Annotated in this window: 11 protein-coding genes and 1 pseudogene; 9 read left to right on the top strand and 3 right to left on the bottom strand. The window is 68.9% G+C overall.

Going from position 1 to position 25,887, the window contains the following annotated elements; genetic code table 11:
• Nucleotides 1-1,078, bottom strand: a pseudogene (locus U9983_RS09540) (type IV secretion protein Rhs); the annotation flags it as partial.
• 221 nt (nt 1,079-1,299) lie between these two features.
• Here U9983_RS09540 and U9983_RS09535 point away from each other — a divergent pair.
• The 4 genes from U9983_RS09535 to U9983_RS09520 all read left to right on the top strand — a co-directional run bounded on the left by U9983_RS09535 (nt 1,300) and on the right by U9983_RS09520 (nt 5,832).
• Nucleotides 1,300-1,971 carry a DUF4157 domain-containing protein gene (locus tag U9983_RS09535; RefSeq protein WP_322753655.1) on the top strand — a complete coding sequence of 224 codons (672 nt, stop codon included), beginning with the start codon at nt 1,300-1,302 and terminating at the stop codon, nt 1,969-1,971.
• 112 nt (nt 1,972-2,083) lie between these two features.
• The gene (locus U9983_RS09530) at nt 2,084-2,683 is read left to right on the top strand and encodes a DUF4291 domain-containing protein (RefSeq protein ID WP_322753654.1); all 600 of its coding nucleotides are present in this window, start codon (nt 2,084-2,086) and stop codon (nt 2,681-2,683) included.
• Between the two features lie 171 nt (nt 2,684-2,854).
• Nucleotides 2,855-4,714: a GmrSD restriction endonuclease domain-containing protein gene (locus U9983_RS09525; RefSeq protein WP_322753653.1), complete on the top strand. Its 1,860-nt coding sequence runs from the start codon at nt 2,855-2,857 to the stop codon at nt 4,712-4,714.
• Nucleotides 4,715-4,746: 32 nt separating this feature from the next.
• On the top strand, nt 4,747-5,832 hold the full coding sequence (locus tag U9983_RS09520; RefSeq protein WP_322753656.1) for a CBS domain-containing protein: 1,086 nt from the start codon (nt 4,747-4,749) through the stop codon (nt 5,830-5,832).
• A gap of 68 nt (nt 5,833-5,900) precedes the next feature.
• Here U9983_RS09520 and U9983_RS09515 read toward each other — a convergent pair whose 3' ends face one another.
• Complete coding sequence (locus tag U9983_RS09515) at nt 5,901-8,078, bottom strand: DEAD/DEAH box helicase (protein ID WP_322753652.1); 2,178 nt, start codon at nt 8,076-8,078, stop codon at nt 5,901-5,903.
• A 120-nt stretch (nt 8,079-8,198) separates the two neighbouring features.
• On the opposite strand from U9983_RS09515, the gene pglW reads away from it, so the two are divergent.
• From pglW to brxD, 5 genes are read left to right on the top strand one after another with little or no spacing between them, the layout of a single operon-like run.
• Nucleotides 8,199-12,890, top strand: a complete 4,692-nt coding sequence (pglW, locus tag U9983_RS09510) for a BREX system serine/threonine kinase PglW (protein WP_322753651.1) — start codon at nt 8,199-8,201, stop codon at nt 12,888-12,890.
• The gene (gene pglX / locus U9983_RS09505) at nt 12,887-16,576 is read left to right on the top strand and encodes a BREX-2 system adenine-specific DNA-methyltransferase PglX (protein ID WP_322753650.1); all 3,690 of its coding nucleotides are present in this window, start codon (nt 12,887-12,889) and stop codon (nt 16,574-16,576) included. The genes pglW and pglX overlap by 4 nt, the downstream gene beginning before the upstream one ends.
• A 14-nt stretch (nt 16,577-16,590) precedes the next feature.
• The gene (locus tag U9983_RS09500; RefSeq protein WP_322753649.1) at nt 16,591-20,553 is read left to right on the top strand and encodes a DUF6079 family protein; all 3,963 of its coding nucleotides are present in this window, start codon (nt 16,591-16,593) and stop codon (nt 20,551-20,553) included.
• The gene (gene pglZ, locus U9983_RS09495) at nt 20,550-23,549 is read left to right on the top strand and encodes a BREX-2 system phosphatase PglZ (protein ID WP_322753648.1); all 3,000 of its coding nucleotides are present in this window, start codon (nt 20,550-20,552) and stop codon (nt 23,547-23,549) included. The genes U9983_RS09500 and pglZ overlap by 4 nt, the downstream gene beginning before the upstream one ends.
• 33 nt (nt 23,550-23,582) lie before the next feature.
• Nucleotides 23,583-24,950: a BREX system ATP-binding protein BrxD gene (gene brxD / locus U9983_RS09490; protein WP_322753647.1), complete on the top strand. Its 1,368-nt coding sequence runs from the start codon at nt 23,583-23,585 to the stop codon at nt 24,948-24,950.
• Nucleotides 24,951-25,104: 154 nt separating this feature from the next.
• Here brxD and U9983_RS09485 read toward each other — a convergent pair whose 3' ends face one another.
• Nucleotides 25,105-25,413, bottom strand: a complete 309-nt coding sequence (locus U9983_RS09485; protein ID WP_322753646.1) for a hypothetical protein — start codon at nt 25,411-25,413, stop codon at nt 25,105-25,107.
• Nucleotides 25,414-25,887 lie beyond the last annotated feature (474 nt).

Genomic DNA, 25,887 nt, shown 5'->3' with positions numbered 1-25,887 from the left:
GGATCGCCGTCACAATGTTGCGCGCTCGGCCCAGCGCCGCACCACTAAAGGCACGCAACCCGGCGCCGACCAGCCGCAACCCCTCACCCCGGGCCACCCCACGCCCCACCGCCACCGCGGTCCGCCCCAGCCGCGCCACGCTGACCACCCCGCGCCCACCCGGAATCAGACCCAGCGAGTCCAGACCAAGCTGCCCCAACGACGCCTTACCCTGCGCGTACTTCGCCAACGTGTCCGCGAACACCGCCGCACCCGCGACCAACGCGATCGCCACCAACGCCAACCCGATCGGCCCCGACACAAACAGCGCGACGACCCCCGCGACCATCGCCACATCCCGGCACAGATCGACGAAGCTGTCCCAGGACCGAAACGGCGCCGACACCGCATCCCACGCCTTCCCCAACCACGACCTGTTCTTGATCCCGCTGTCCGCGAGCGCGTTCTCGATGCCCCGGGCACAGGTCCGCACCGCCTGCCCACGCAACTCCGCCGCATCCTGGGCCAACCGCCGCGCCCGCGCCCGATCCGCACTGGCCACCTGCCCCCGGCTGGCCGCCACCCGCACCTGCCCGGCCACCGCCGCCGCGTCCCACAGCGCCGTCACCGCGCTGATCGAACCCTCGGACAGCTCCGCCCGCGGCCACAACAACCACTCCCGATCCGGCGGCAGCAACGCCCGGACCTCACCCAACGCCACCCGATAACGATCATCAGCGTCCAGACCCTGACGCAACGCGCCGCCGGCCTGGGCCTTCGCCTCAGTCAGACCCACCGCAAAGCCGAACAGCGCATCCCCACAACCCCGATAGGCACGAGCCAACCGGGCCAACCCGTCAGGTAACTCCACCAGCGCCTCGGTGAACGCCGGCGCATAGTCACCCGCCATCGCCAGGTCACCACCGCCGCTCGCGATAGCACGCAGGCGAGTGGTGTTGTGTTCGGCGACCTCAGCCTGGGTTCGCAACCGGACGGCCATGCCCCGCACCGCATCCGGATCACCCGGAGTCGGATCACCCTCCAACTCCAGCACACCCCAGTCACCCACCACGAGCCTCCCCGCATCCTCGCCGACCATCGCAAGTAACCATCGAGAACGACTTATAGCCACACGATCACAACCCTATACGCAGGGTAACATACTGTGATATAAGTGGAAACACGCGCCCTTTCGGGCAGGCTGCGGTGCGCCGACGTTCGTCTCGTACGGGGTGGTTTCCAGCTCGGGATGGTCCATAATCACACTGGTGCGACGGGTCCGAAGACCCAAGCCTGACGCGCACCCTTCGGAGGGCGACCGTGGAACACGACAACGTGGACAGCCCGATCGCCGCGGGAACCGTCCGCCGGAACGAGGTCGGCCGAGCACCGGAAACTCATCCCACGCACGACATCCTGCCATCCCTGGCCGGTAACGCCGCGTTCGCCAGACTCGTCCGCGACAGCCGGGCGGCCGGTGCGTTCCGCGGAACACAGAACCCGACCGCCGCTGGCCGTTCGGCGCTGTTCCGCAGCGCACTGCGCTCCCAAAGTGCCGGACCGCTCGACCCGGAGATCGCCGATACCATCCAGGCCCGCCGCGGTACAGGATCACCACTGTCCGAACCGGTACGCGCCGAGATGGAAGGCCACCTCGAAGCCGACCTGTCAGCGGTACGGGTCCACACCGACAGCGCGGCGGCAACGTTGAACCGGGCCGTACAGGCCGAAGCATTCACCACCGGCACCGACGTCTTCTTCGCCCCAGGCCGATTCGACCCATCCTCCCCGACCGGCCGCGGCCTGCTCGCACACGAACTCACCCACGTGGTCCAACAATCCGCCGGCGCCGCCGGCCCCGGCGACCCCGGCGGCACCGTCAGCCACCCCGACGACCCCGCCGAACTGGAAGCCGCCGCCATCGGCGCACAGGTAGCCCGCCAGGCCACCCCCATACCCGACGAAGAAGAAGAACCCGCTCCCGCCACCTGATCCGATCCCGGACAACCAGGACCGATCCTGAAGACCCGGCTGCGAACAGCCGGCTACCCACCCAGCCGCCGATAAGATCAATACGAGTTCATGGTAAAGGAAATCTGCACCCTTGCAGCAACGCGAAATCCGCGCACTTTTTACCGCGGAGACGATCCTCGTTTACCAGGCATACTCACCGGAGATCGCCGATCGGGCTCTCGGCGCAGGCACCTTCGTCGCCCCGTTCAAACGTGACCGAATGACCTGGATCAAACCTTCCTTCCGCTGGATGGGATATCGATCCGGTTGGGCCACGAAAACAAACCAAGACAAGGTTCTCGCCATCGAAATCACCCGCGATGGCTTCCACTGGGCACTCGAACATTCTTGCCTCAGCCATTACGATCAGGATGTTCACCCGAGCCGTGACGTCTGGATGGAACGACTACATGAGACCCCTGTACGCATACAGTGGGATCCCGAACGCGACCTGTGCCATCAGCCTCTCGACCACCGAACAATCCAGATCGGGCTCGGCGGCAATACTGTAGGACTTTACGTCAACGATTGGATTGTCAGTATCACCGACGTCACACAGACGATGCGGGCAATTGCAGATCATGTAAATGCTGGCCGTTTGAAGGACGCAGAAGTCATGCTTCCTGACGAACGTGTCTATCCGCTTCGAGCGGACCTCGCCGAGGCCATCGGAGCCACCCCATGTGCATGAGTCATACCGGCAGATGTCCTGCACTATCCTACAATGAGGGACAAAAAAGTGCAGGGTAGGCCGTTGGCGAGGTCATCGCCTTTGGCGCCTGTTCACCGACGGCCCAGACCGCTGCCCGGCATGACCGAGCCCACGGCGCGCTTCGGTAAAGTGTGCTGATCGTCGCAGAATGTGGCACACGCGACGATCCATGATCTTTCGGAACGGGGGCTCGGAGTGGCGCTGGACGGTCTCAAGATCGGTGAGTTGCTCAGGTCGGTGCATGCAGGGAAGATCCAGCTTCCGGACTTCCAGCGTCAGTGGAAGTGGGACGACGATCGAATCCGCTCGCTGCTCGCCACTGTGACGCTGGACTACCCGCTCGGCGTCGTCATGACGCTGGAGACCGGCGGCGAGGCACAGTTCAAGGCCCGCCCCCTGGCCGGGACGACCGTGGCCGCGGACGTCATGCCGGAACAGCTTCTCCTCGACGGCCAACAGCGCCTGACCTCCCTTTACCAGGCGCTGCTGTCCCGCGACCCGGTCCAGACGGAGGACGCCCGCCACAACAAGCTCTCGCGGTGGTACTACATCGACATCGCCAAGGCGATCGACGAGTCGGCCGACCGCGAGGACGCCATTCTGTCGGTGCCCGAGGACCGCCTGCTCCGGACTGACTTCGCCCGCCGCATCGCGGTCGATCTGACCAGTCGGGAGAAGGAGTGCGTGGCGGGCCTGTTCCCTCTTAACCTGACCTTCGACAAGAAGGAGGCGGGTGCGTGGCAGCGAACCTATGTTCACACGGACAGTAGCCGTTGGGACGACTGGCCGGTCTTCGAGGAGCGGGTCCTTGAGCGCATCACCGGTTTCATTGTGCCGTTGATTCGACTTCCCAGGGAGACACACAAGCAGGCCGTCTGCGCGGTCTTCGAGAAGGTGAACACCGGTGGTGTCGTCCTGAACGTCTTCGAGTTGCTGACCGCCACCTACGCTGGTAACCGCGGGTATTCAGATGCGCATGGTGAGGATTTCAGTCTGGCGGCCGACTGGGTGAGGAGGCTGGCCGCATTGAGCGCCAGACATCCGGTCCTGGAAGGGCTGGAAAGCCTTGACTTCCTACAGACGCTGACGCTGGTCGTCACCTATCACCGTCGCCGGAAGTACCTTGCGGACCGACCTGACGCGCCGACCGCACCGGCAGTCGGATGCAAGCGGAAGGATCTTCTTGACCTTCCGTTGGAGGAATACCTGACCTGGGCGCAGGCCGTCGCCGAGGCCCTCGAGTGGACCGGTGCCTTCCTGCGCGACCAGTGCGTCTTCCGCCGGGAGGACCTGCCATACCGCACGCAGCTCGTGCCGCTGGCGGCCATCCGGACCATCCTGGGTGCCCGTACCGACGGTCCGGATGCCGAAGCCAAGATCGCAAAATGGTACTGGTGCGGGGTACTCGGCGAGCTCTACAGCGGCACGATCGAAAGTCGCTTTCCTCGGGATCTCGAACAGGTCGTCAGCTGGGTCGACGGCGGTGGGGAACCGGACACGGTCACCGAGGCCAACTTCCAGGAGCAGCGGCTGCGCACGCTAGCCACCCGCAACAGTGCCGCCTACAAGGGCATCTTCGCATTATTGATCAAGCAGGGTTGTTACGACTGGTACCAGTCCAGCGAGCCGGTCAACGCCGAGATTCTTCTCGGTGAGTCGGTCGACTTCCGGCTGGTCTTTCCCAAGGGATGGTTCGAGCGAGCCAGGAACAAGGACCCGCGCGTGAATAGCGTGGTCAACAAGACCCCGCTGTCGTTCCGCGCGAACAAGACGATCAGTACCCGGTCACCCTCCAACTATCTTGAAATGATCGCGAGGGAGTCCGGCGCGCTCACCGACTGGGTCGACGATCTGGTGAGCACCCACCGGATCGACCCGAAAACGCTGCGCGCCGCCGATTTCGACGCCTTCTACCGGGACCGGACCGAACGGCTGCTCGTGCTGGTGGAAGACGCCATGGGCAAGTCCGCAGGCCGGGAGGCCCCGCGGACCGCCACTCAGGCGGTCTGAACGTCTGATCCGGACGAGAACGAAACCACGTGATGATGGACGAGGCCGCGCTGACCGCGCTGCGGGGCACCGAGCTGACGATCCGCGAGCTCCTGACCCGATGGGGCTACCGGATCCGTAACGCCGATTCGGTGTCCCGGATCCGGTTCGACCTGGAGCGGGTCGGGCTCGTAACGAGCCCGACGTTCGACATCGGCTCGATGAACATCACGATACGAGTCGTCCCGATCACAGCACCGGAACCGGAACCGGAACCAGTGTCCAGCACGGCGGCTACGTCCTCCGGCACGGCGGCTACGTCCTCCGGCACCTGGCCGGCGGGCGCGGCCGGTGACGGGCCTCCGGCGCCGGAACCCACGGACGAAACGCCGGCGGACCACGCCGCCGAAGAACTTCCAGCGGCCGCCATCCGGGTAGACGACCTGCCGTCTGCACGGACGCCGGTGGTGTGCGTCACGCCCGGCGACACGGTCGCCTATGCCACGTCGCTGATGATGAAGCTGGACTACTCGCAGATACCGGTCGTGGAGGGCGACTCGTCTCTCCACGGTGTGGTGACCTGGCAGTCGGTGGCCCGGATGTACGCGAACCAGTCCGAGAGGACTCTCGCGAACACGATGGACCCGGCCTCCGATGTGACGATCGTTCATACCGGGGACAATCTGCTGGCCGTGCTACCGACCATCGCCGCATGTGACTACGTGCTTGTCCGCAACCAGCACGGCCATATCTGCGGGATCGTGACCACAGCCGATCTCGCCGTCCAGTTCGGGACCGTGGCCAGACCGTTCTTCGTGATCGGCGAGATCGAGCGCCGCTTACGCGGCTTCCTCACCCCGGTGTTCGATCACGACCCCGCCGTCAAGAAAGCGACCAGAAAGCGCACCGATCGAGTCGGCGAAATGATGTTCGGCGACTACGTGAAGTTGCTGAGCAGCCCGGAGAACTGGCAGAGACTCGGCTGGCCCTTCGTTGACCGTGATCTTTTCATCGAGCTGCTCGACGAGGTTCGCAAGGTACGCAACACGGTCGCGCACTTCCGGCCGACGACCTTGACCACGGTTGAGAACCAGCAGGTCGACCAGCTTCTGCTCATGTTGAAAAATGTCGGCCCGTGAACAGGAACCGAACCGGATGACGGAAGGGACACTGTTGCTCAGGGCCGGCGAAGTCGGGGCCGCTCGGGTCAGCCCAGGAAACGGACCGCTTCGCGCAGGATCGCCTCGGCACCTGGGCAGTCAGCGAGGCGGGCAGCCAGCGTCGCGGTCGCCAGCCGCTGCGGCAGGGCGGAGCTGAACTTCAGACCCGCGATCGCCCGGGCGTCGACGTCGGGTAGGCAGAGTCGTTCGGCGGCGTCCGCGTGGGCCTCGCGCCAGACAGCCGGGGTGAGGTCCGCCCGCAGCCGGATGGCGGCCTCGTCGGTCCGCTGAAGCGGGTCCGCGACGCCGCCGATGCCGGCGAGGGTTGCGGTGAGCGTGGCGTTTGCCCGGTAGCCGGCCCATGTCCACCAGCGGACGTCGCCTCGTGACCGGACGATGACTGTCCCGCCGGGATGCACGGTGTCGGCCAGGTCGTCACGGATGTGGCGCAGCGCGGTGATCGCCCGGGAGGTGAGCCGGACCGGCGGGTCTGTGCCCAGCAGAACCTCGCGGGCGGCCCGGGTCAGTTCGTGGGAGGCGCCGCCGGTGGCGGGGACGAACCAGCGCGCCCGGCCGCCGTCGTCCACTGGTTCGACGTAGCAGCGTCGCCTGTTCCAGTCGATCGAGGTGACCTGCCAGCTTCGGCCGGCAAGCAGCAGCCTGCGTGGCCCGGAGACATCGTCGGTGAGCAGCGCCGGATCGGTCCGGCCGATCTCGCTTCGACCGAGGAGCACGGTGAACTGCGGCGGGGCGGTGAAGACGGCGGTGAGATCCATGAAATGGCGAAATCCGAACCGCTGCCGGGCCTGCGGGCCGATGAAGAGCATGCCACCGTCGTCGTCGAGAAAGCCCGCGTCGACAAGGTGCGTCAGGATCGGGCGAGCCGTGGCGTCGAAGGGGGCAAGTCCGTTCCATCCCTCGGCCCAGAGCCGGTCACCTATCTGCTGCTCCTGAAGGCAGAGCGCGAGGATCTGTTGGGCCACGATGTGGCGCGGTTCCGGTGGCGGCACGACCGCCTCGACGAAGCCCCGCCGCCACAGCACCAGCAGGCCGGCTGCGTACAGCAACGCGGTCTCGTCCACGGCGAGGAGGAGACAGTTGCGGCCGCTTCCCGGGCGGCGGCCGGATCGGCCCAGCCGCTGCAGGAAGGACGCCACCGTCGGCGGTGCGTTGATCTGGATGACGCGGTCCAGGTCACCGACGTCGACGCCCAGTTCCAACGTGCTGGTGGCGACGATCACACAGTCCCGTGCGGTGGTGAATGCCTCCTCGGCTCGTCGCCGCTCGTCCGGGGACAGCGACGCGTGGGACAGGAACGTCGTGATGCCGTGGCCGTGCAGCGCCTGGCCCAGTTCCTCGACCGTCTTCTTGGAGTCGGCGAACACCAGCCTTTTCTCGCCCCTGTGCAGAGAGGCGATGACCTTCGCCGCGTTGGCGACCGAACCTACGTAGTCGAGTTGGACGTCCACCCCCGCGGCGGGCCTGCCCGAGTTCTCGGCCGCCGTGTTCTCCAACTCGGGGGGCACCGTAGCCGGAACCTCGGGAAACGCAGGCGCGGCAAGCGGATTCACGACATGACCGGGCCGCGATCCGACGCCGGACCCCTGCAGCCACCGCAGCAGCTCATCCGGATTACCGACCGTCGCTGAAAGCCCGATTCGCTGCATCCGGCGGCCTGCGACCCGGCTGAGGCGTTCGAGTACCGCGAGCAGATGCCAGCCGCGGTCGTCACCGGCGAACGCGTGTACTTCGTCGACGATGACGGCCCGCAGCCCGGCGAACACCGTCCGGTGGTCGACGTTGAGACTGACCAGCATCGATTCCAGCGACTCGGGCGTGGTCAGCAGGATGTCCGGCGGCTCGCGCAGGATACGGCGCCGCTGGGATGAGGCCACGTCCCCGTGCCACAGCCCCGCGCGGCGGCCGAGCCATCCGGTGTAGGTCTCCAACCGGGGCAGCAGGTTGTTCAACAGCGCCTTGAGCGGACAGACGTAGAGGACGCTCAGCCCGCGCCAGTCCTCGCCGGCCATGCGGGACAGCACCGCGAACACGGCGGCCTCGGTCTTGCCGCCTGCAGTCGGGGCGAGGAGCAGGGCGTCGTCGCCGGCGGCGATCGGAGCCGCCGCGGACTGCTGCAGCGGCCGTAGTTGCGACCACCCGAGCGTGTTGACCACGTGGTGCAGGACGACGGGATGCAGTGCATCGACGACATGCCGGTCAGACACGGCTCCATTCCCACCCTGTGTAGTGATTCTCGTACGGGTCGCGACGCAGTCCGATAGAAGATACCGCCGGATGAGATGAAAGACTCTGATGGGCGCGGAGCAGACGAAGGGGGTGAGGGTGTGAACAGCGATCGTTGGACCGAAGTCACGCCCTCCCAGTTTCCGCACGAAGCGGAGGGGCTCGACTACGTCCGGCGGCTGCTGCCCGACGTCGCTCCCTTCCGGGCCTGGTCGAACTTCGAGTTCCGGGATTCCAGCGGGAGATGGCACGAGGTCGACCTGCTCGTGCTCGGCCGGCGGCGGCTCCATCTGGTCGAGCTGAAGTACTACTCGGGCACGCTACGCGGTAGTGATCACCTGTGGCTGCGGGACGGACATCGGGCCGAGGACTCGCCGCTGAAGCTGGCCCGGCGCAAGGCACAGCGGCTGGCGAGCCGGCTACAGGAAGGCTATCTGCGCTGGCAGCGGGAACATCCCGATGCCCCGGCCGATCCCCGGGCGATCCTGCCGTTCGTGCAGGAGAGCGTGTTCCTGCACCATCCGTCCCTGCGCTGCGCGTTGCCCGAACCGTCGCGCCGCGACCTGTTCGGCCTGAATGAGCGGATGGCGACGAGCGGGCTCCCGGGGATCTCGGAGCGGCTGTTGGAACCGCCCGACGTCCGGCACCCGATCCCCACCCGTCGGGACGAGATCATCGCTCGGCTGCTGGAGATCACCGGCATTGTCTACACCCCTCGCCGCCAGCGGGAAGTCGGCTCGTGGATCATCGATGGTGCGCCGGTCGAGGAAGGGGACGGTTGGCAGGACTGGCCGGCCTTTCACCGGATCGCCGCGACCGACCGCGCGCGGATCAGGGTGTCGCTGGTGCCCGACGGTGCGCAGGCGAGCAGACGGGCCGACATGCGGCGGCTGGCGGACGCCGAATATCAGATCCTGTCCCGGCTCTCCCACGACGGTCTGGAGACACCGCGTGACCTCGTCGACGACGAGCTCGGCGTCGGGCTGGTCTACCGGTGGGACAACAGGTTCCGGCGGCTCGACCTGTGGCTCGCCGACCATCCCGATGGCATCCCGACGGCGACCCAGATGTCACTGATCCGTCAGGTCGCCGAGGCCGTCCAGTACGCCCACCGGCACCGCGTGGTGCACCGCGGTCTCACCCCGACCGCGGTTCTGGTCCGCGAATCCACCTCCGGCGCGGTGCGGGTGAAGGTCGGTGACTGGAACACCCTCGGTGTACTGGCCGGCGGCAGCTCGTCCGGATCCCCGGACGGTGTCCGACCGGAGTCGACCGCGCTCACCCGGCTCATGTCGGTGGCCGACCGGCGCCCGGCCGCGGACGTGGACGCGCGCCGCGCGGAAGCCTTCCAGGCGCCGGAAGGGGTCTGGACGCCGGAGGCCGACCGCGTCCGGCTCGATGTCTTCGCGCTCGGCGCGCTCACCTACTACCTGGTCGCCGGCCGGCCACCGGCCGCCGACCAGGCGGCACTGCGCGAGCGGCTGTTCCGCGAGCACGGACTCGACCTCGCCGTCGATGTCCCGCAGGTGCCCACCGCACTGCGGGAGCTGGTGCTGCGCGCCACCCGTTCGCAGGTGACCGCGCGGCTGGCGGATGTGCGCTCGTTCCTCGAGCTGCTGGCCGAGGCGGAGGGCGCCATGGCGCGCCCGGAGGACCTCGACGAGGTCGATCCGCTGGAAGCGGCGCCCGGCGCCCTGCTCGGGGGACGGTACGAACTGCTGCGGCGGCTCGGTTCGGGCTCGACAGCGGCCGGTCTCCTCGTCGACGACCGCGGCGCGCCGCCGGACGGGCAGACCGAGGCGGACGGCGAGACAGAGCGGGCCGAGCGGGCCGAGCCGGACGCGCGGGCCGACGAGCCGACCGGGCGGACGACGACGCAGGACGGGTCGCGGACGGGACCGGGACGCCCGCGCCGACGGGTCCTGCGGGTTCTGAAGGCCGCGCTGGACGAGCAGGCCGCGACCCGCCTGGTGGACGAGTCCGCGGTGCTCTACCGGCTGCGCCATCCGCGGCTTGTGCGGATCATCGACGGCCCGTTCTACATCGGGCAGCGCCGGGTGCTCCTGCTCGACCATGCAGGCGACGACACCCTTGCGGACCGGCTGCGCGGCCGGACCCGGCTGTCTCTGGACCTCCTCGAACGCTGGGGCGGTGAGCTGCTGGAAGCCGTGGTCGCGCTGGATCGCCAGGGGGAGACCCACCGCGACATCAAACCGTCGAACCTGGGCATCCAGATGTCGCCAGGCAAGCGCAGCGAGCACCTCGTCCTGTTCGATTTCTCCTCGGCCCGCGCCGACCCCGCGGCCCTCGCTGTCGGCACGCCGCCCTACCTCGACCCGTTCCTCGGCGATGCGGGCCGCGATCGGTTCGACTCGGCGGCTGAACGCTATGCAGCGGCCGTCACCCTGTTCGAGATGGCGACCGGCAGGACCCCGCAGTACGGTGACGGTGCCTCACGGCCGAACACGATCCCCGACGAGGCGACGGTTGAACCCGCGATGTTCGACCCGTCGGTGGCCGAACCGCTGATGGCGTTCTTCCGTCGGGCGCTCGCCCGCGCCGCAGGCGACCGGCATCACACCGCCGGCGAGATGCTCGACGCCTGGCGGGCGATCTTCAACCCCGTGCCGCGGGCGACCGATACCGACGCTGATGAACGGGCGCAGGCCGCCCGGCCGGAGACCCCGCTGGCCCATTCGGGACTGTCGGCGCGCGCACTGTCCGCCGTCGAGCAGATCGGCGCCGAGACCGTCGCGGATCTCCTCGCCGTGGACAGGTGGCGGCTTACCCGCCTGACCGGCGTCTCCGACCTCACCCGACGTGAGATCAACTCCCGGGTCCGGGCCTGGCGGGAGAAGTACGCCGAGCAGGTGACCGGCCGACCGGGCACGGCACCGCCCGCCGACGGCGACAGCGGTTCCCTGCCCGACCCGAGGAAGGCGGCCGAACTACTGGCCGACCGCGCGGGCACGAACCGGGCGGCGGCCCGTCGGCAGGCGGCGCGCATGCTGCTCGGCCTGGACTGCGACCTGGACGGCGGCCTGGACGCGTTCGCCAGCCAGGCTGAGCTCGCCGACCGGCTTGCCGTCACCCGCGCCCGGGCCGCCCAGCACATCGGCCGGATGCAGGACGCGTGGGCGGCGGATGAGACCTGCCGTGACGTCCTCGACGTGCTCGGTCACGTCGTCCTCGCCGCGCTTGCGTCCTCCGGCGGGGTGGCGACCGTGGGAGAGCTGGCAGAAGCCGTCCTGGCTGCCCTGCCCCGGCCGGCTGCGGGCGGTCCCGGCGACCGATCCGGGGCGGGACCGGTGGGAACCGGGGAGGCGACCGGAGACGGCCCCGCCGAGGTGGTGGGGCTCGACCGGATCGCCGCTGGTCTCGTCCGGCTCGCGCTGGACCGGTCGGAGTCGATGGAACGCGCGGCGGCGACAGCGCCGCTGGCCAGGCGGCGCAGGGGCGGCCGGGTGGTGCTGCTCGCCCGCGACACGGCGCTGCTCGACGCGGCGGAGGCGATCGGCCGCCGAGCGGACGAGCTGGTCGCCGGACTCGCCCGAGCCGAGGTGCCGCTGGTACCGGCCGGCCGCGCGGCCGGGATCCTCCGGCCGGTGTTTGAGCGGGTGCGCGACGCCCTGCTGACCGGTGCGCTGTCCGCGGGCCCTGCGGTCACCGGCGATGACGCGAATGACGACCCGGGCACCAGTACGGGCACCGGCACCGGCACGGGAATCGGCGGGTCGGGCGACGAGCCTGACGACCTCCGGCTGGTGCGGCTCGCCGCCGCCGTGTCCAGGCATGCGGCCGCCTCCGGCCGGGGCGAACTGCACGAGCGCACGCTCGCGACGACGCGGGCGCTGGCTCTGGCGCTCGCCGGCATCGCGGCCGGTCCCTCCTCCGGCGCGGACGGTGAGCGCCCGCGGGGCCACAAGCTCACCGTTCAGGAGGTACGCGACCGGTTCCGGGCCCGGTTCCCCGCCCTGTCGGCACTGCCCGACCGTCCGCGGCTCGACGCTCTTCTCCGGGACGCCGGGCTGCCGCTGGGCTACGAAACCACAGCCCGCGCCTATGTGGTCACCGGCGCCACTGGCACGCAGCCCGACGAGCAGGGCAGCGGGGATCTGCCGACCCGGCAACGGACCCGGATCACGAACATCCCGCAGCCGGTACGCGACCGCGGCGACCAGACCGGCCGGCGGCTGGCCGACAGCGTCGCCACCCGCTCGTTTCTCGCGTTGGGAGTGGCGGCGCAGCTCCTGGACCGGGCCGAGGCGATGCTTGTCGAGCGGTTCGGCGCGGTGACCGTCGACGTCACGGGTGTCCTGCTCGACGCGATGCGCGGGCACGCCACCGCCGTCGGGTTGCCGTGGGACGTGGTGCGGGCGGCGGACGCGGCCATGAAGGGGTCGCGGGACGCCGACGGCCTGGCCGCGCTCGTCGCGCGGGCCCTGCCGGCGGTGGACGCGGCGATCGACGATGTGTCGGCGGGGGCCCCTGAGGGCACCCTGCCGACTCTGCTCACCGAGGCGGCGCCACTGGCCCGTTACGGTCATCTCGCCCGACTGGGGCACTGGACGGATCTGGGGGTACGCCGAATGCAGGCAGTGTGGCTGCTGGTCCCGCAACTCGCGGGAGCCGAGGAGCCGATGGTGGACGGCCGGCCGCTGCCGCTGGCGACACCCGGGCAGTTCCTCATGCTCGACGCCGGCTGGCTGAACCCCGGGGACGGACCTGCCGGGGACGGGCCTGCCCCGGCCGGCCGCGCGGGGGCTGCGCGCACCGGGCGGATCGGCCGGTGAGCGCTGCGGAGGACCTGATCGCCGGGCTTGCCGCGCAGGTCACGCTCCTGGAGACGGACCTGCGCGACCGGGTCGAATCGCAGCCGACGGTGAAGGAGGACTGGCAGCGCGAGCATGCCGCCGCCGTGCGCGCCGAGCGCACCGCCGCCGGCTGGATCCCCTGGCGTGACGAGCAGGTGACCCTCGTCGCCGTCTCCTGGGTGCTCACCACCGTCTTCATCCGGTTCTGCGAGGACAACGACCTGCTGAAGCCGGTGTGGATCGCCCCCCGCCACCGCCGCCAGGAGGCGGCTGACGCCTACGCGGCGTTCTTCCGCGACCCCGCGCACAGCCTGGACACCGACCGGGAATGGCTGTTGGAGGCCATCAACTACCTCCGCGGGGTGCGGGCGACGGCGGGTTTGGTCGACGACCACGTACCGCTGTGGAAGGTTTCACCCTCCGCTGACGCAGCGACCGCCCTGCTGGAGTTCTGGCGGCAGCGGGACGACTCGGGCCGGCTGGTGCACGGCACCGTGGACGGCGGGTCCGAGGGAGGCTTTCACGACGAGACGCTGTCCACCCGCTTCCTCGGTGACCTGTATCAGGACCTGTCCGCAGACGCCCGGAAGCGATTCGCGCTGCTGCAGACCCCCGAGTTCGTCGAGGAGTTCATCCTCGACCACACCCTGACCCCGGCGCTGAAGGACCGCCCGCTGGAGGGCTTCCGGCTGCTCGACCCGACCTGCGGCTCGGGCCACTTCCTGCTCGGCGCCTTCCCGCGGCTGCTGCGGGCCTGGAACGAACGTGACGAGAACCTGGAACCGCGGGCCCGGGTGCAGAAGGTGCTCGACAGCCTGTTCGGCGTCGACCTCAACCCGGACGCGGTCGCCATCGCCCGGTTCCGGCTCACCGTGCTCGCGTTGTGGCACAGCGAGACTCGCCGGCTGGAGGAGGCCCCCGCCTTCCGCTTCAACCTCGCCTGCGGTGATTCGCTCCGCCACGGCGAGGACCAGCGGCGCCTCGAGTTCGGCGGCTCGATGGACGAGGCCGAGGTGGCCGCCGGCTTCGCCTACAGCACCGAAGATCTCAGCGTGCTCCGCACGATCCTTGAACCCGGCAGCTACGACGTGGTCGTGGGTAACCCGCCGTACATCACGGTCGAGGACAAGGCCGTCAACAAGGCCTACCGGGACCGGTTCACCACCCTGTGCAAGGGAACGTACGCGCTGACCGTGCCGTTCATGGCCCAGTTCTTCTGGCTCGCGCGTGGCGGCGAGCGGGCCGGCTGGGTCGGCCAGATCACCTCGAACAGCTTCATGAAGCGGGAGTTCGGCGCCCCGCTCATCGAGCGGTTCCTGGTGAACAAGGACCTGCGCCTGGTCGCCGACACCTCCGGCGCGTTCATTCCCGGCCACGGCACGCCCACGGTCATCGTCGTCGGCCGCAACCAGCCGAAGACGAGCGACCGGGTCCGGGCGGTCCTGGGCACCCGGGGCGAACCCCGCCGCCCCGATGACCCGGCCAATGCTCCGGTCTGGAGCAGCATCCGGGAACATGTCGACGAGCATCTGGCCGAGGGCGAGAGCTGGGAGAACCGCTGGATCACCGTCACCGACCTCGACCGTTCCTGGCTCGCCCGCCACCCGTGGAGCCTGACCGGTGGCGGTGCCATCGACCTACGGCAGGCGATCGAGTCGGACAACCCTCGGCGGCTGTCGGAGCACGTGACGGAGATCGGGTTCGGCGCGGTCACCCGTGAGGACTCCGCCTACATGCTCGGAGCCGGACCGCTCCGCAGGGCCGGAATCGACGAAAAATACCAGCGCCATCTCGTAGAAGGCGACGCGATCCGCGACTGGACTATCAGCGACCCGACGACTTCACTCTGGCCCTATAACCCCGCCACCCTCCAGGCGGAGCAGACCAACGCCAGCCAGCATCTGCTTTGGCCTAACCGGCGCATCCTGTCCGAGCGCGTCGCGTACGGCCACACACAGCTCCAGCGTGGACTTACCTGGTTCGAGTACTCGATGTTTTTTACCAAAAGGTACGCTCGCCCCCTGTCTATTTCTTTCGCGTTCGTGGCAACCCACAACAATTTCGTGCTAGATCGTGGCGGGATTGTTTTTAAACAGTCTGCGCCGGTGATCAAGCTGCCTGAGGGGGCTTCGGAGGACGATCATCTGAAGCTGGTGGGAGTGCTCAACTCGTCGGCTGGCTGCTTCTGGCTCAAGCAGGTGAGTCACGACAAGGGTAATCGCGGCGAGGGCGGGGGAATCACCGCGACGGCATGGGAACGGTTCTTCGAGTTCACGGGGACGACGCTTCAGGACTTCCCGTTGCCCGAGACGTTGCCGCTGGCGCGGGGGCGGTTGTTGGACTCGCTCGCGCGGGAACTCGCGGAGCACACGCCGGGGGCGGTGTGCACGGAGGGGGTGCCGACACGGGCGCGGCTGGATGCGGCGCGGACGGAGTGGGAGCGGATCCGGGCGCGGATGATCGCGGTCCAGGAGGAGCTGGACTGGGAGGTCTACCGGCTCTACGGGATCATCGACGAGGACCTGACCTACTCGCCCGAGGCGTTGCCGCCGCTGGCGCTGGGTGAGCGGGCGTTCGAGATCGAGCTGGCCCGCCAGCGGGAGGCCGGCGAGGAGGAGACCGTCTGGTTCGAGCGGCACCGCTCTACCCCGATCACCGAGATTCCCGAGCGCTTGCCGGCGAGCTACCGCGAACTGGTCCAGCATCGCCTCGACCTGATGGCCGAGCACCGGTTCATCCAGCTGCTGGAGAAGCCCGAGTACAAGCGCCGCTGGCTTGTCGACCCCTGGGAGAAGCGGGAGAGCGCCGCCCTGCGGGACTGGCTGCTCGACCGGCTGGAGGACCGGCGGTTCTGGTTTGACGCGCAGGGCCGGCCGGCGCCGACGAGCGTCGCCCAGCTCGCCGACGAGGTGGCCCGCGATCCCGACCTGGTGAGTGTGCTCGAACTGTGGCAGGGCCAGCGGGACGTCTCCGTCGTCACGGCGCTCACCGCGCTGCTCGCCGATGAGGCCGTCCCGTTCCTGGCCGGCTACCGCTACAAGCCGTCCGGGCTGCGCAAGCGCCGCGCCTGGGAGGAGACCTGGACCAAGCAGCGTGAGGAGGACGCGGCGGCGGCCGCCGGGCTCTCTGCCAACGCCGTCCGGGCGAAGGTCGGGAAGGTGCCGGTACCGCCGAAGTACGTCAAGGCCGACTTCGTGAAGGCCTCGTACTGGCGCCACCGCGACAAGCTCGACGTGCCCATGGAGCGGTTCATTTCCTACCTGCACGCCGGCCGGGACAACGACCCGACCCCGCTGCTGGGCTGGGCTGGCTGGGATCACGCGCAGCAGGCGCTCGCGCTGTCCGTCATCATCGGCGCGCGCGAGGCCGACGGTTGGGACGACGAGCGGCTCGTCCCCCTGGTGGCCGGGCTCGCCGAGCTGCAGCCCTGGGTGGACCAGTGGCATACGGACACTGATCCCCGTTACGGCGTGAGCCTGGCCGAGTTCTGCCGCGAACAACTCACCGCCCGGGCCGCTCAGGCGCGGATGACCCGCGCGGAGCTGTTCACCTGGATCCCGAAGCCCGTCAGGAAACCCGCGAAGAAGAAGCCCGCGACGTCAACCAGCAAGAAGGCCGGGGCCGGGGCGGGAGCGGCCACGACGGCGGAACCGACCAGTCCGTAAAGTCATGCATCCTGGTGCTGGTCACTACGGTCGATGCGGGAACGGTTCAGGACAAGGGGGTCGCGGTGAGCACGCTGCTGCGGGACGTCATCACGATCCCGGAACACGCCGGCGCCGAGGACTACGTCCTACGGCTCACCGACGGCGTCGAACGTGATCATCTACAGGTCACCCTGTCCAGCTACGTCGTCACCGACCAGATCGCCGACGCCTTCGACCGCGCGCTCGCGCTCGTCGCCGACGCCGTCCGGACGGGAACCAGCCGGGCGGCCTTTCTCACCGGTTCGTTCGGCTCCGGTAAGAGCCACTTCATGGCCGTGCTGCACGCGATCCTCGGCCACGTCCCGGAGGCGCGTGCGCTGCCCGATCTGCAGCCCGCGATCGCCCGCCACGATCCCACCCTTGGCAACCGGCGGATCCTGCGGCTCGCGTTTCACCTGCTCACCGCCGAGTCGATGGAGCAGGCCGTCCTCGGTGGTTACCTCGCACAGATCCGCACCCTGCATCCCGATGCGGACCTGCCCGCGATTCACCACAGCGACGCGATCCTCGCGGACGCCGAACGGATGCGGGCCAGGCGCGGGGACGCGGCGTTCTTCGCCGACCTCAACGGCACCTCCCCGGACGGCGAGCGATCCGCCGACGACATCTGGTCCAGAGCCGGCATCCTCGGTGTCGGCACCTGGACCGTAGTCGAGTACGACCAGGCCCGGGCCGCCGCGCCCGGCACCGAGCAACGGCAGAAGCTCGTCACCGCGCTGGTGAACGCCTACTACTCCTCGTACACGGCCCAGGCCGATTACGTCGATCTTGACAGTGGGCTGGCCGCGATCAGCCGGCATGCCAAGGGGCTCGGCTACGACGCCGTCGTCCTGTTCCTGGACGAGCTGGTGCTGTGGCTGGCGCACTCGGTGCGCGACAAGGAGTTCTTCCGGCGGGAGGCGCAGAAGCTCACCAAACTCGTCGAGTCCTCCACCGGCCCCCGCGACGTTCCGCTGGTCTCCTTCGTCGCCCGACAGATCGACCTGCGGAAGTGGTTCGCGGAGTCGGGTGCCTCCGGGGCCGAACAGGACGCGCTGGACCAGGCGTTTCGTCATCAGGAAGGCCGGTTCGCCACCATCGTCCTCGGCGACGACAACCTCCCGCGGGTGGCCAGCCGGCGGCTGCTCGCGCCGAAGAGCCCGGCGGCGGCGCGGGTGCTGTCCGATGCGTTCGCCCGGCTGGAGCGGCGCCGGGAACTGTGGGACGTCCTGCTCGACGGCGTCAACACCGACAGCCGGCATCGCGGTGCCGACGAGGATGCGTTCCGGCTGACCTTTCCGTTCTCCCCGGCGCTCGTGTCAACCCTGCGCTCCCTCGCCGGGATCATGCAGCGGGAGCGGACCGCGCTCAAGGTCATGCAGAAGATGCTGGTCGACCGGCGGGACACGCTCACGGTGGACGACGTGATCCCGGTGGGGGACGCGTTCGATGACATCGTCGAGGGGCAGGAGCCGCTCGACCAGGTGGCCGCCAACCGGTTCCGGGCTGCCTCCTCGCTGTACCGGCGCAGGCTGCGGCCGGTGCTGCTGGCCGGGTACGGCCTCACCGAGGAGCTACTCGCCGCCGACCCCGCCAGCGCGCCGCCGGCGCTGCTCGCCGAGGAGCGGATCGCGAAGACACTGCTGCTCGCAGCCGTCGCCCCCGACGTGCCGGCACTGAAGGATCTCACCGCGTCCCGGCTCGCCTCCCTGAACCACGGCTCGATCGCCTCGCCGCTACCCGGCGGCGAGGGACCTGTCGTGCTCGCGAAGGTCCGCGGCTGGCACTCCAAGATTCCGGAGATCCAGATCGGGGACGAGCCCCGGCACCCCGTGATCCGGATGCGGCTGGCCGAGGTCAACTACGAGTCGGTGGTCGACCGCGCCCGGGGCGAGGACAACGACGGCCGCCGCCGCGAGCTCATCAAGACGCTCGTGCACGAGGCACTCGGCGTCGCGGCGCGCAACCCCGACACCTACGGGGCCATCACCCACCCGGTCAGCTGGCGGGGGTCGGCGCGCGAGGTCGACCTCGTCTTCGGCAACGTCCGGGATGCGTCCTGGCTCACCGAGGACCATTTCCGCAGCCGCACCGGTACCTGGCGGTTCGTCATCGACTACCCGTTCGACGAGCTCGACCAGCCGGCAACGGCGGACCTCGCCCGGATCGACCAGATGAAGGTGGCCGGGTTCACCGCCCAGACGGCGGTGTGGCTCCCGCGCTACCTCTCCGCCGAGACGATGCGCAACCTGCGTCGCCTGGTGGTGCTGGAATGGCTGTTCACCGGCCCGGGAGACCGGTGGACGTCCCACTGCGACCATCTGTCCGAAGCCGACCGGATGGAGGCCCGGGCCATCCTGGCCTCGCAGCGGACCGCGTTGCGCAGCCAGATCCAGGCGGCGCTCCAGCAGGCGTACGGGGCAGCGAGCCCGGTGCCCGGGGTGCTCGTCGACGACCTCGCGCACGACCGTGTGCTCGACAGCTTCGACCCCAGGCTCGGTGGCCCCGCCGAACCCGTCGGAGCCGACCTGCACGCGGCCTTCGTCAACCTCATCGACCAGGTCTTCACGGCCAGCTACCCGGCCCATCCCCGCTTCGAACCCGGCGACGTGGACGTCCGGACGCGGGAGCTGGCGATCGTTGCCGCGACCGTCGAGAAGGCCGTCGCGGACCGGGATGGGCGGATCATCCTCGACCCGGGCGACCGGCCGGCCATGCGGCACATCACCGGTCCGCTGCGGATCGGCAGCACCGGCGAGACGGCGTTCGTGTTCGGGGACGACCAGTTCGCCTTCTGGACATCCCACCTGGAACGCGCGGCGACGCGAGCGGGCGTTGGGCTGCACGACCCGGTGCGGGTCGGCCAGCTCCGCTCGTGGATCGACGCGATCGAACCCGCGATGGGTCTGCGCCGCGAGGTCTCCGACCTGGTGATCTCAGCCTGGGCTTCGCTACGTCAACGAGCCTGGTATCACCTCGGCGGGCCCATCGAGGTTCCCAGGCCCGGCGCCATCCGGGACGAGTGCGAGTTGCGACCCGAGCCGATGCCACCGACTGCGACCTGGAATGTCGCGATTCGCCGGGCCGGCGCCATCTTCGGTGTCCCTGTCAGTACCCATCTCACCAGTGCCACCGTCGGCGCGCTGGACAAGAAGGTCCGCGCCGAGGCCGCGGCCCTCGCCACCGGCGCGGCGAAACTGGTCGATCAGGTTCGCGACGCCTACGAACGGCTGAACGTCCCGCTGGACCCCGAGACCGGGCGGCTCGCCACCGCCCGCGCCGTGGCGACGCTCGTCGACCGGATCTACCGGGCGGGCGACCGTGTCCAGCTCGTCGCGGTTCTGGCCGACACGAGCGGTGTGACCGTGACCGACGAAGCTCTGGGCCGGTCGCTGAAGAGCGCGACCGACCTGTCGGACACCCTGGCCGTCTATCGCTGGGATCACCTCGCCCCCCTGCTCGCCGGCGGACGCGACAACCGGCTCGGCTGGAACGAACGGGCCAGCCGGGAGGCCACCGTAATCCTCGACCGGCTGTCCGTCGCCGTCCGGGCCGACGAGCTCGCCGACCCACTCATCCCGGTCCTCGACCAGGCCAGGGACGACCTGTTCGCCTTGATCACCCGCCTGGCGACGACCCCTTCATCGTCCCCGGCCGTTGGGGCCGCGTCGGCTGGGGTCGCGTCGGTGCCGTCGTCACAGTCATCGTCATCGTCACAGTCACAGTCACAGTCAGCGTCAGCGTCAGCGTCAACAGAGCCGTCACCGCTGGCGAGATCCTCGTCCGTGGCGCCCCCGGGGCCGGTGGCACGACCCGAGAGCGCCCACCCCGATTTCCCCCTGCGTGTCGTGCGCCGTCGCGGCCAGGGCATGGACGAAGCGATCGCCGTCATCCGGCAGGTGCTCGCCGACCATCCCGACGCCGACGTGGAGCTCACCTGGCGGGTGCTCCCATGACCGTCGAGGTGCTGATGGCGGGCCCTGCTCCGGCACCGTCGGCAGAAGCCACGGTTGCCATCGTCCGAGCAATGATCGACAAGGCTCTGGAGAAGAGATATCGCGGTGGCGTCATCGGCGTCCGGGCACGTCCGGTCTGGTCCGGGCCTGAGACGTTCACCCACCGCGACCGGCCGGCACGGGTGGTGGTCTGCCGGTCGGCGCTCGCGGTCCGTGAAGCTCTCCGGGAACGCTCGGCCGGCCGCTGGCTCGTCGTCATCACCGATCGTGACGACGCAGACCTCGGCGCCGGTATCCTCGCCCACCTCGTCTTCCAACGGCTGCGCACGCCGGACCCCTGGGACGCGGTGTGCCAGGCGTTCCACGCATCCGCCGTGGACGCAGCCCTGGTCGGGCTGGAAGGATCACGTCTGGTCGCGGGCGGCCTGCTCGACGCCGGCCCCGCCGGTGCCTGGCCGCCGGCACCCGGCGGCGTCCTCACCCGGGACCATGCGCTCAGCGCAGTCGCACATCGATACCTTCTGTCAGCATCCCCCGGCGAGACCGGAGCCGGCGCGGGTTCGGCGGTAGACGGGGTGGTGGCGGGTCCCGGCGACGTAGCCGGGCCGGACGAGATCGACGCCACTTCGGTGTGGACCTGGACCACCCGGACGGACGCCGCGCGCCGGATCGCCGAGCTGCGCGGCATCGCGGGTGATCCGTTGACAGCCGCGACGCTGGCCTGGCTCGCCGCTTGGACAGGGGCACCGGAGAAGGCCGTGCTGCGGCTGCTGGAGAACGGTCGGGTCTCGGATGCCGTGCCCCTCGGGCTGCTTCTCGGGCTGCTCGCCGAAGTGTCCGCCCCGTCCGGCCCGTCCAGCCCTGGTCCGAGGCCTTCGACCGCGCCGGGACCGGTCCCATCGGGCAGCGACGGTGACCGCGACAGCGGGATCCGCAGGATCGCCCGGGACGCGCTGGTCCGTCTCGAGGTGCCGCTCGGCGGCGTACCGCCCGGCACACCGATCGGCGGCGCCTGGGCCACGGACGCCCGCACCGTGACAGTTGCGATGCTGCACACCCCTGTGTTGCGCAGCCAGGCCGTAGACCTGCTCGACCGGGCTGACCGGCTGCTCGCGCAGATCCGGGGCGAGCCGCTGGCGGCCGGGTCGGATCTGCTGCCCAGCGGTCTGACCGCGCGGCTCGAGCGCCTGGCCCGGATGCTGAGCGACGCGGTGGTGTACCGTCCCGCGGACGACCCCGACCGGCCGCTGGTCGCCGCGCACGGCATGGACGCCGTGGAGAAGGCGTGGGCGGCAGTGGACGCGCACGCGCTCGCCGGTGACGACGAGCGGGTCGCCGCGTTCCGCGGTGGAGTACGCCTGGCCAGATCACTCGCCGAGCCCGCCGCTGCCACGGCCGGGTTCGCGGAGCTGCTCATCCGGCATCGCGACCACGACGGCTGGGTCGACGCGGCGTTCAACGCGGCGGCCCGAGGCGTCGGGGAGACCAGCCTCGGCAACGCGTTGCAGGCGGTGCTCGTCGCGGCCCGGGCCCGTCGGGACTCGCACGACCGCGCCTTCGCCGCCGCGCTCGTCCAGCACACCGCCGACGACTCCCGGCTACCCGAACCCGACCCGCTCCACATCGAGGACGTCCTGGCCAGGCACGTTCTACCGCTGGCACGTTCGGCGCCGGTGCTGCTGGTTGTCCTCGACGGTATGAGCCTCGCCACCGCCATCGAGGTCGTGGCGGATGTGACCGGGCAGCCGCGGCGATGGCAGGAGGCCGTGCCGGCCGAAACCGGCCGACGGGTCGTCGCTGTCACAGCCCTGCCGACCGATACACACGGCAGCCGGACGTCACTGCTGTGTGGCGAGTTGCGCACCGGCGGCCAGCAGACGGAACGTGACGGTCTGAAGGATCTGGCCCGCGCACACCGGCTCGGTGACAGCGCCTCCTTGTACCATCGCGGCCTGTTGGAAGAGACCCGGCTGGGAATGGCGGTGTCCGACGACGTCGCCGCGGCGATCGCCGACGTCGACAGCCGCAGGCTCGTCTCGTGCGTACTCAACACCATCGACGACGCGCTCGACCGCGCCGATCCGGGCGGCACCGCGTGGACCGTCGACGCCGTGCGGCACCTGCGTCCGCTGCTCCGCCAGGCGTGGCAGGCCGGCAGGTGCGTCGTGCTGACCTCGGATCACGGCCACGTCATCGACCGGCGTGACGGCATCGCGCGGTCTCCCGAACATGTGATCAATGCTCGTGCCCGGGCCGCGTCGTCGGCGCTGCGCGGGGGCGCGGCCGACGATGAGGTCTACATCGCCGGCCGGCGGGTTCTGGTCGCCGACGGGCGCGCCGTCCTCGCGGTCAACGAACGGCTACGTTACGTTTCCCGCCGGGCCGGCTACCATGGTGGTGCCGCACCAGCGGAGGTGGTCGTCCCGCTTATCACCCTGGTCCCGGGCGATGTGGTGCCGACGGTCAGCGATGGCCCACGCCTGCGGCTGGCGCCGGATCAGGAACCGTCGTGGTGGAAGGATCCAGATCTCAGGCCGGCATCCGCGGGCCGGGAAGCGGTCGCGTCCGGACCCAGGTCCGCCATGCCCGAGGGCCCTGTTCCCACCGCACCTCCTGTTCCGGCACCGTCTTCGACTCCGGCCGCCATGCTGCCGCTGTTTGACGGCGAAGACGAGGGCGAGGGCGAGCGGCTCGTGGATCGTGTGCTCGCGTCTGCGGTCTTCCGAAGTCAGGAGAGGATGACCAGAGGGCGTGGCGCACCTGAGCGGGTCGGGCTACGGGCGCTGCTGACAACGTTGATCGACGCCCCGGGAAACCGCCTGACCCAACAACAGACTGCGGCCGCACTTGGCGATCATCCGTTGTCGGTACGCCGGGCGGTCATGTCGGCGATCCGCCTGCTTAACGTCGAGGGGTACGCCGTCCTCAGCCTGGACGCGGACGGCACGACGACCGTCTTGGACCTCGGCCTGCTGCGTGAGCAGTTCGGCGTGTAGGAATGCTCATACTTCGATGAGGCGGTTCACGGCGTGAATGAAACGGTTTCGCCTCGCCGGAGGCGGGAGATAATCGACGCGCTACGGCGCGGAACAGTACCAGCTGCCGGGCTCGATCTCCTCGCGGTGGGACTGGATCGTTTCGCCCCCGCCTTCGACCGTGAGCTGGAGACCACAGCCGGGGGTGGTTCCGCCTTCAAAGCCGTCCGTGGTGAGTACGGTGCTGGTAAGACCTTTCTGGTCAGATGGCTGGCGGAGCGGGCGCTGCGCCGCGGCTTCGCCGCTGCCGAGATTCAGATAAGCGAGACGGAGACGCCGCTGCACCGGCTGGAGACTGTGTATCGGCGGCTGACGGAGTCGTTGCGCACCGCTGCCTTCCCGGCCTCGGCCCTCCAGGCGATCTTCGATTCCTGGTTGTACACTCTGGAACGCGACACCATCGCCGCTGGATCACCGGGGGCGAACACAACAACGGTCGTCCCGCCTACCGGGTTCCCAGACAGCCAGGCACTGGCCAGTTCGGTTGACGAGCTGCTTGAACGTCGTCTGACCGCCGTCTCGATCCGCACCCCGATGTTCGCGCAGGGGCTACGCGCATACCACGTCGCGACGGATGCGGGAGATTCCGCTTCCGCGTCGGGTCTTGCTGCCTGGCTGGGCGGACAACCCAACGTCGGCGCCGCCGTCAAGCGCGCGGCTGGCATCCGGGGGGAACTCGACCACTTCGGCGCGATGGGTTTCCTGCAGGGCCTGCTCACCGTGCTGCGCGACTCCGGACACGCCGGCCTTCTTGTCGTCCTGGACGAGGTCGAGACCCTGCAGCGCATGCGGTCCGACGTGCGGGACAAGGCCCTCAACGCATTGCGCCAACTCGTCGACGAAGTTGACTCCGGCCGCTTTCCGGGCCTCTATCTCATTATCACTGGAACACCGGCCTTCTTCGACGGCCCCAGCGGGGCGAACCGGTTGCCGCCGTTGGCTCAGCGCCTGGCGACCGACTTCATGAGCGAACCGCGCTTCGACAACCCCCGCGCGGTCCAGATCCGGCTACCGGGATTCGATCTGGCCGCGCTTGTGGAGCTGGGCATCAAGGTTCGGGATCTCTATGCCGGCGGCGCTGACCACCCCGACCGGCTTCGTGCCGTCGTTGACGACGACTACCTGCGTGAACTCGCGGAGGCGCTCGGCGGGACGTTCGGTGGCAAGGTGACAATGGTGCCACGCATCCTGCTCAAGAAACTCGTGGGTGACGTTCTTGACCGCGTCGACGAACACCCGGACTTCGACCCTCGCAAGCATTATCAACTCACCGTCCGGGCCACCGACCTGTCAGACGTAGAACGCAACGCCGCGCGAATCCCGCCCATCCCAGTCGCCGATGCCGACAGCGTGGATCTGTAGGTTCGGCCCTTCGCCTGCGGCCGAACGCCGCGGATCAGAGCCCGAACCCCTGCGTCACCTGCCCGGCCAACTCGTCCTCACTCGTCCTCACTCGTCCCCGTGTCGATCTTGAGCGCACACGGGACAGCGAAAGTCGAGTTCGTACGCTAATCCACTATTCTTTCGCCCAGTAGACGGGCCGACAAGAACGCCCAGGCCAGTCCAATCCCGGCAAACCAACATAAATTTCGGCATCCAGCTGAACGGAACCTCCGAGAATCGCATCCAGCTCGAACAGTATATCCTGTATCTCTTCGTCGTCCTCCTCGACCTTTCCCTGCAGAGCAAAGTACAGAATGATCCGATCATCAAGCACTCGAACAGAGATTGCCTTCATATTTTTCGAGATCAGCCCTAGAAGAGCCTGAATCACCTGAAGAACGACTAGATTTTCCCGCTCCCTGCCACCAGAATCAGCTGTCATGACGCCACCAGTGGACTGATCGGGACAACACTGGGACTCGAAGATCCCTTAATCATAAAAGTACTTGTCGGTTGATCGATGATGCCACGCGCAAGATTGTTATTGAACCCCGTAATATGATCATAGCGAACCATGACATGGCCGTTCCGACTGACTCCGAGAACATCCGCAGAACCGGAATGGTAAGCATCAAGAACCTGCTGGGCATGGTCAGTAGACTTAAAATACCCTCCACCCCTGTACTCCGACCGTCCTGCAATATGCCGCAACTGTTTTTGGCTGACCCTAGTCCCGATAGATGTACGGTCGACGACCGTACCATTGGAGTCGACGATGAACCGGGGCGAGCCCGCCGAGTATGGTGCGAGGCCGAGGGGGTCGAACCAGCCCAATGGGTTGTGGACGTAGGTGTGGGGGTTGGGTGCGGGGGTGAGGCCGAGGGGGTCGGTGGATCCGTACCGGGCGGTCTCGGGG

Source organism: Protofrankia sp. Cas3, assembly GCF_963555955.1.
Classification (GTDB): Bacteria; Actinomycetota; Actinomycetes; order Frankiales; family Frankiaceae; genus Protofrankia.
The sequence above is the reverse complement of the archived record's forward strand: the minus strand, read 5'-3'. Positions and strand labels throughout refer to the sequence as shown.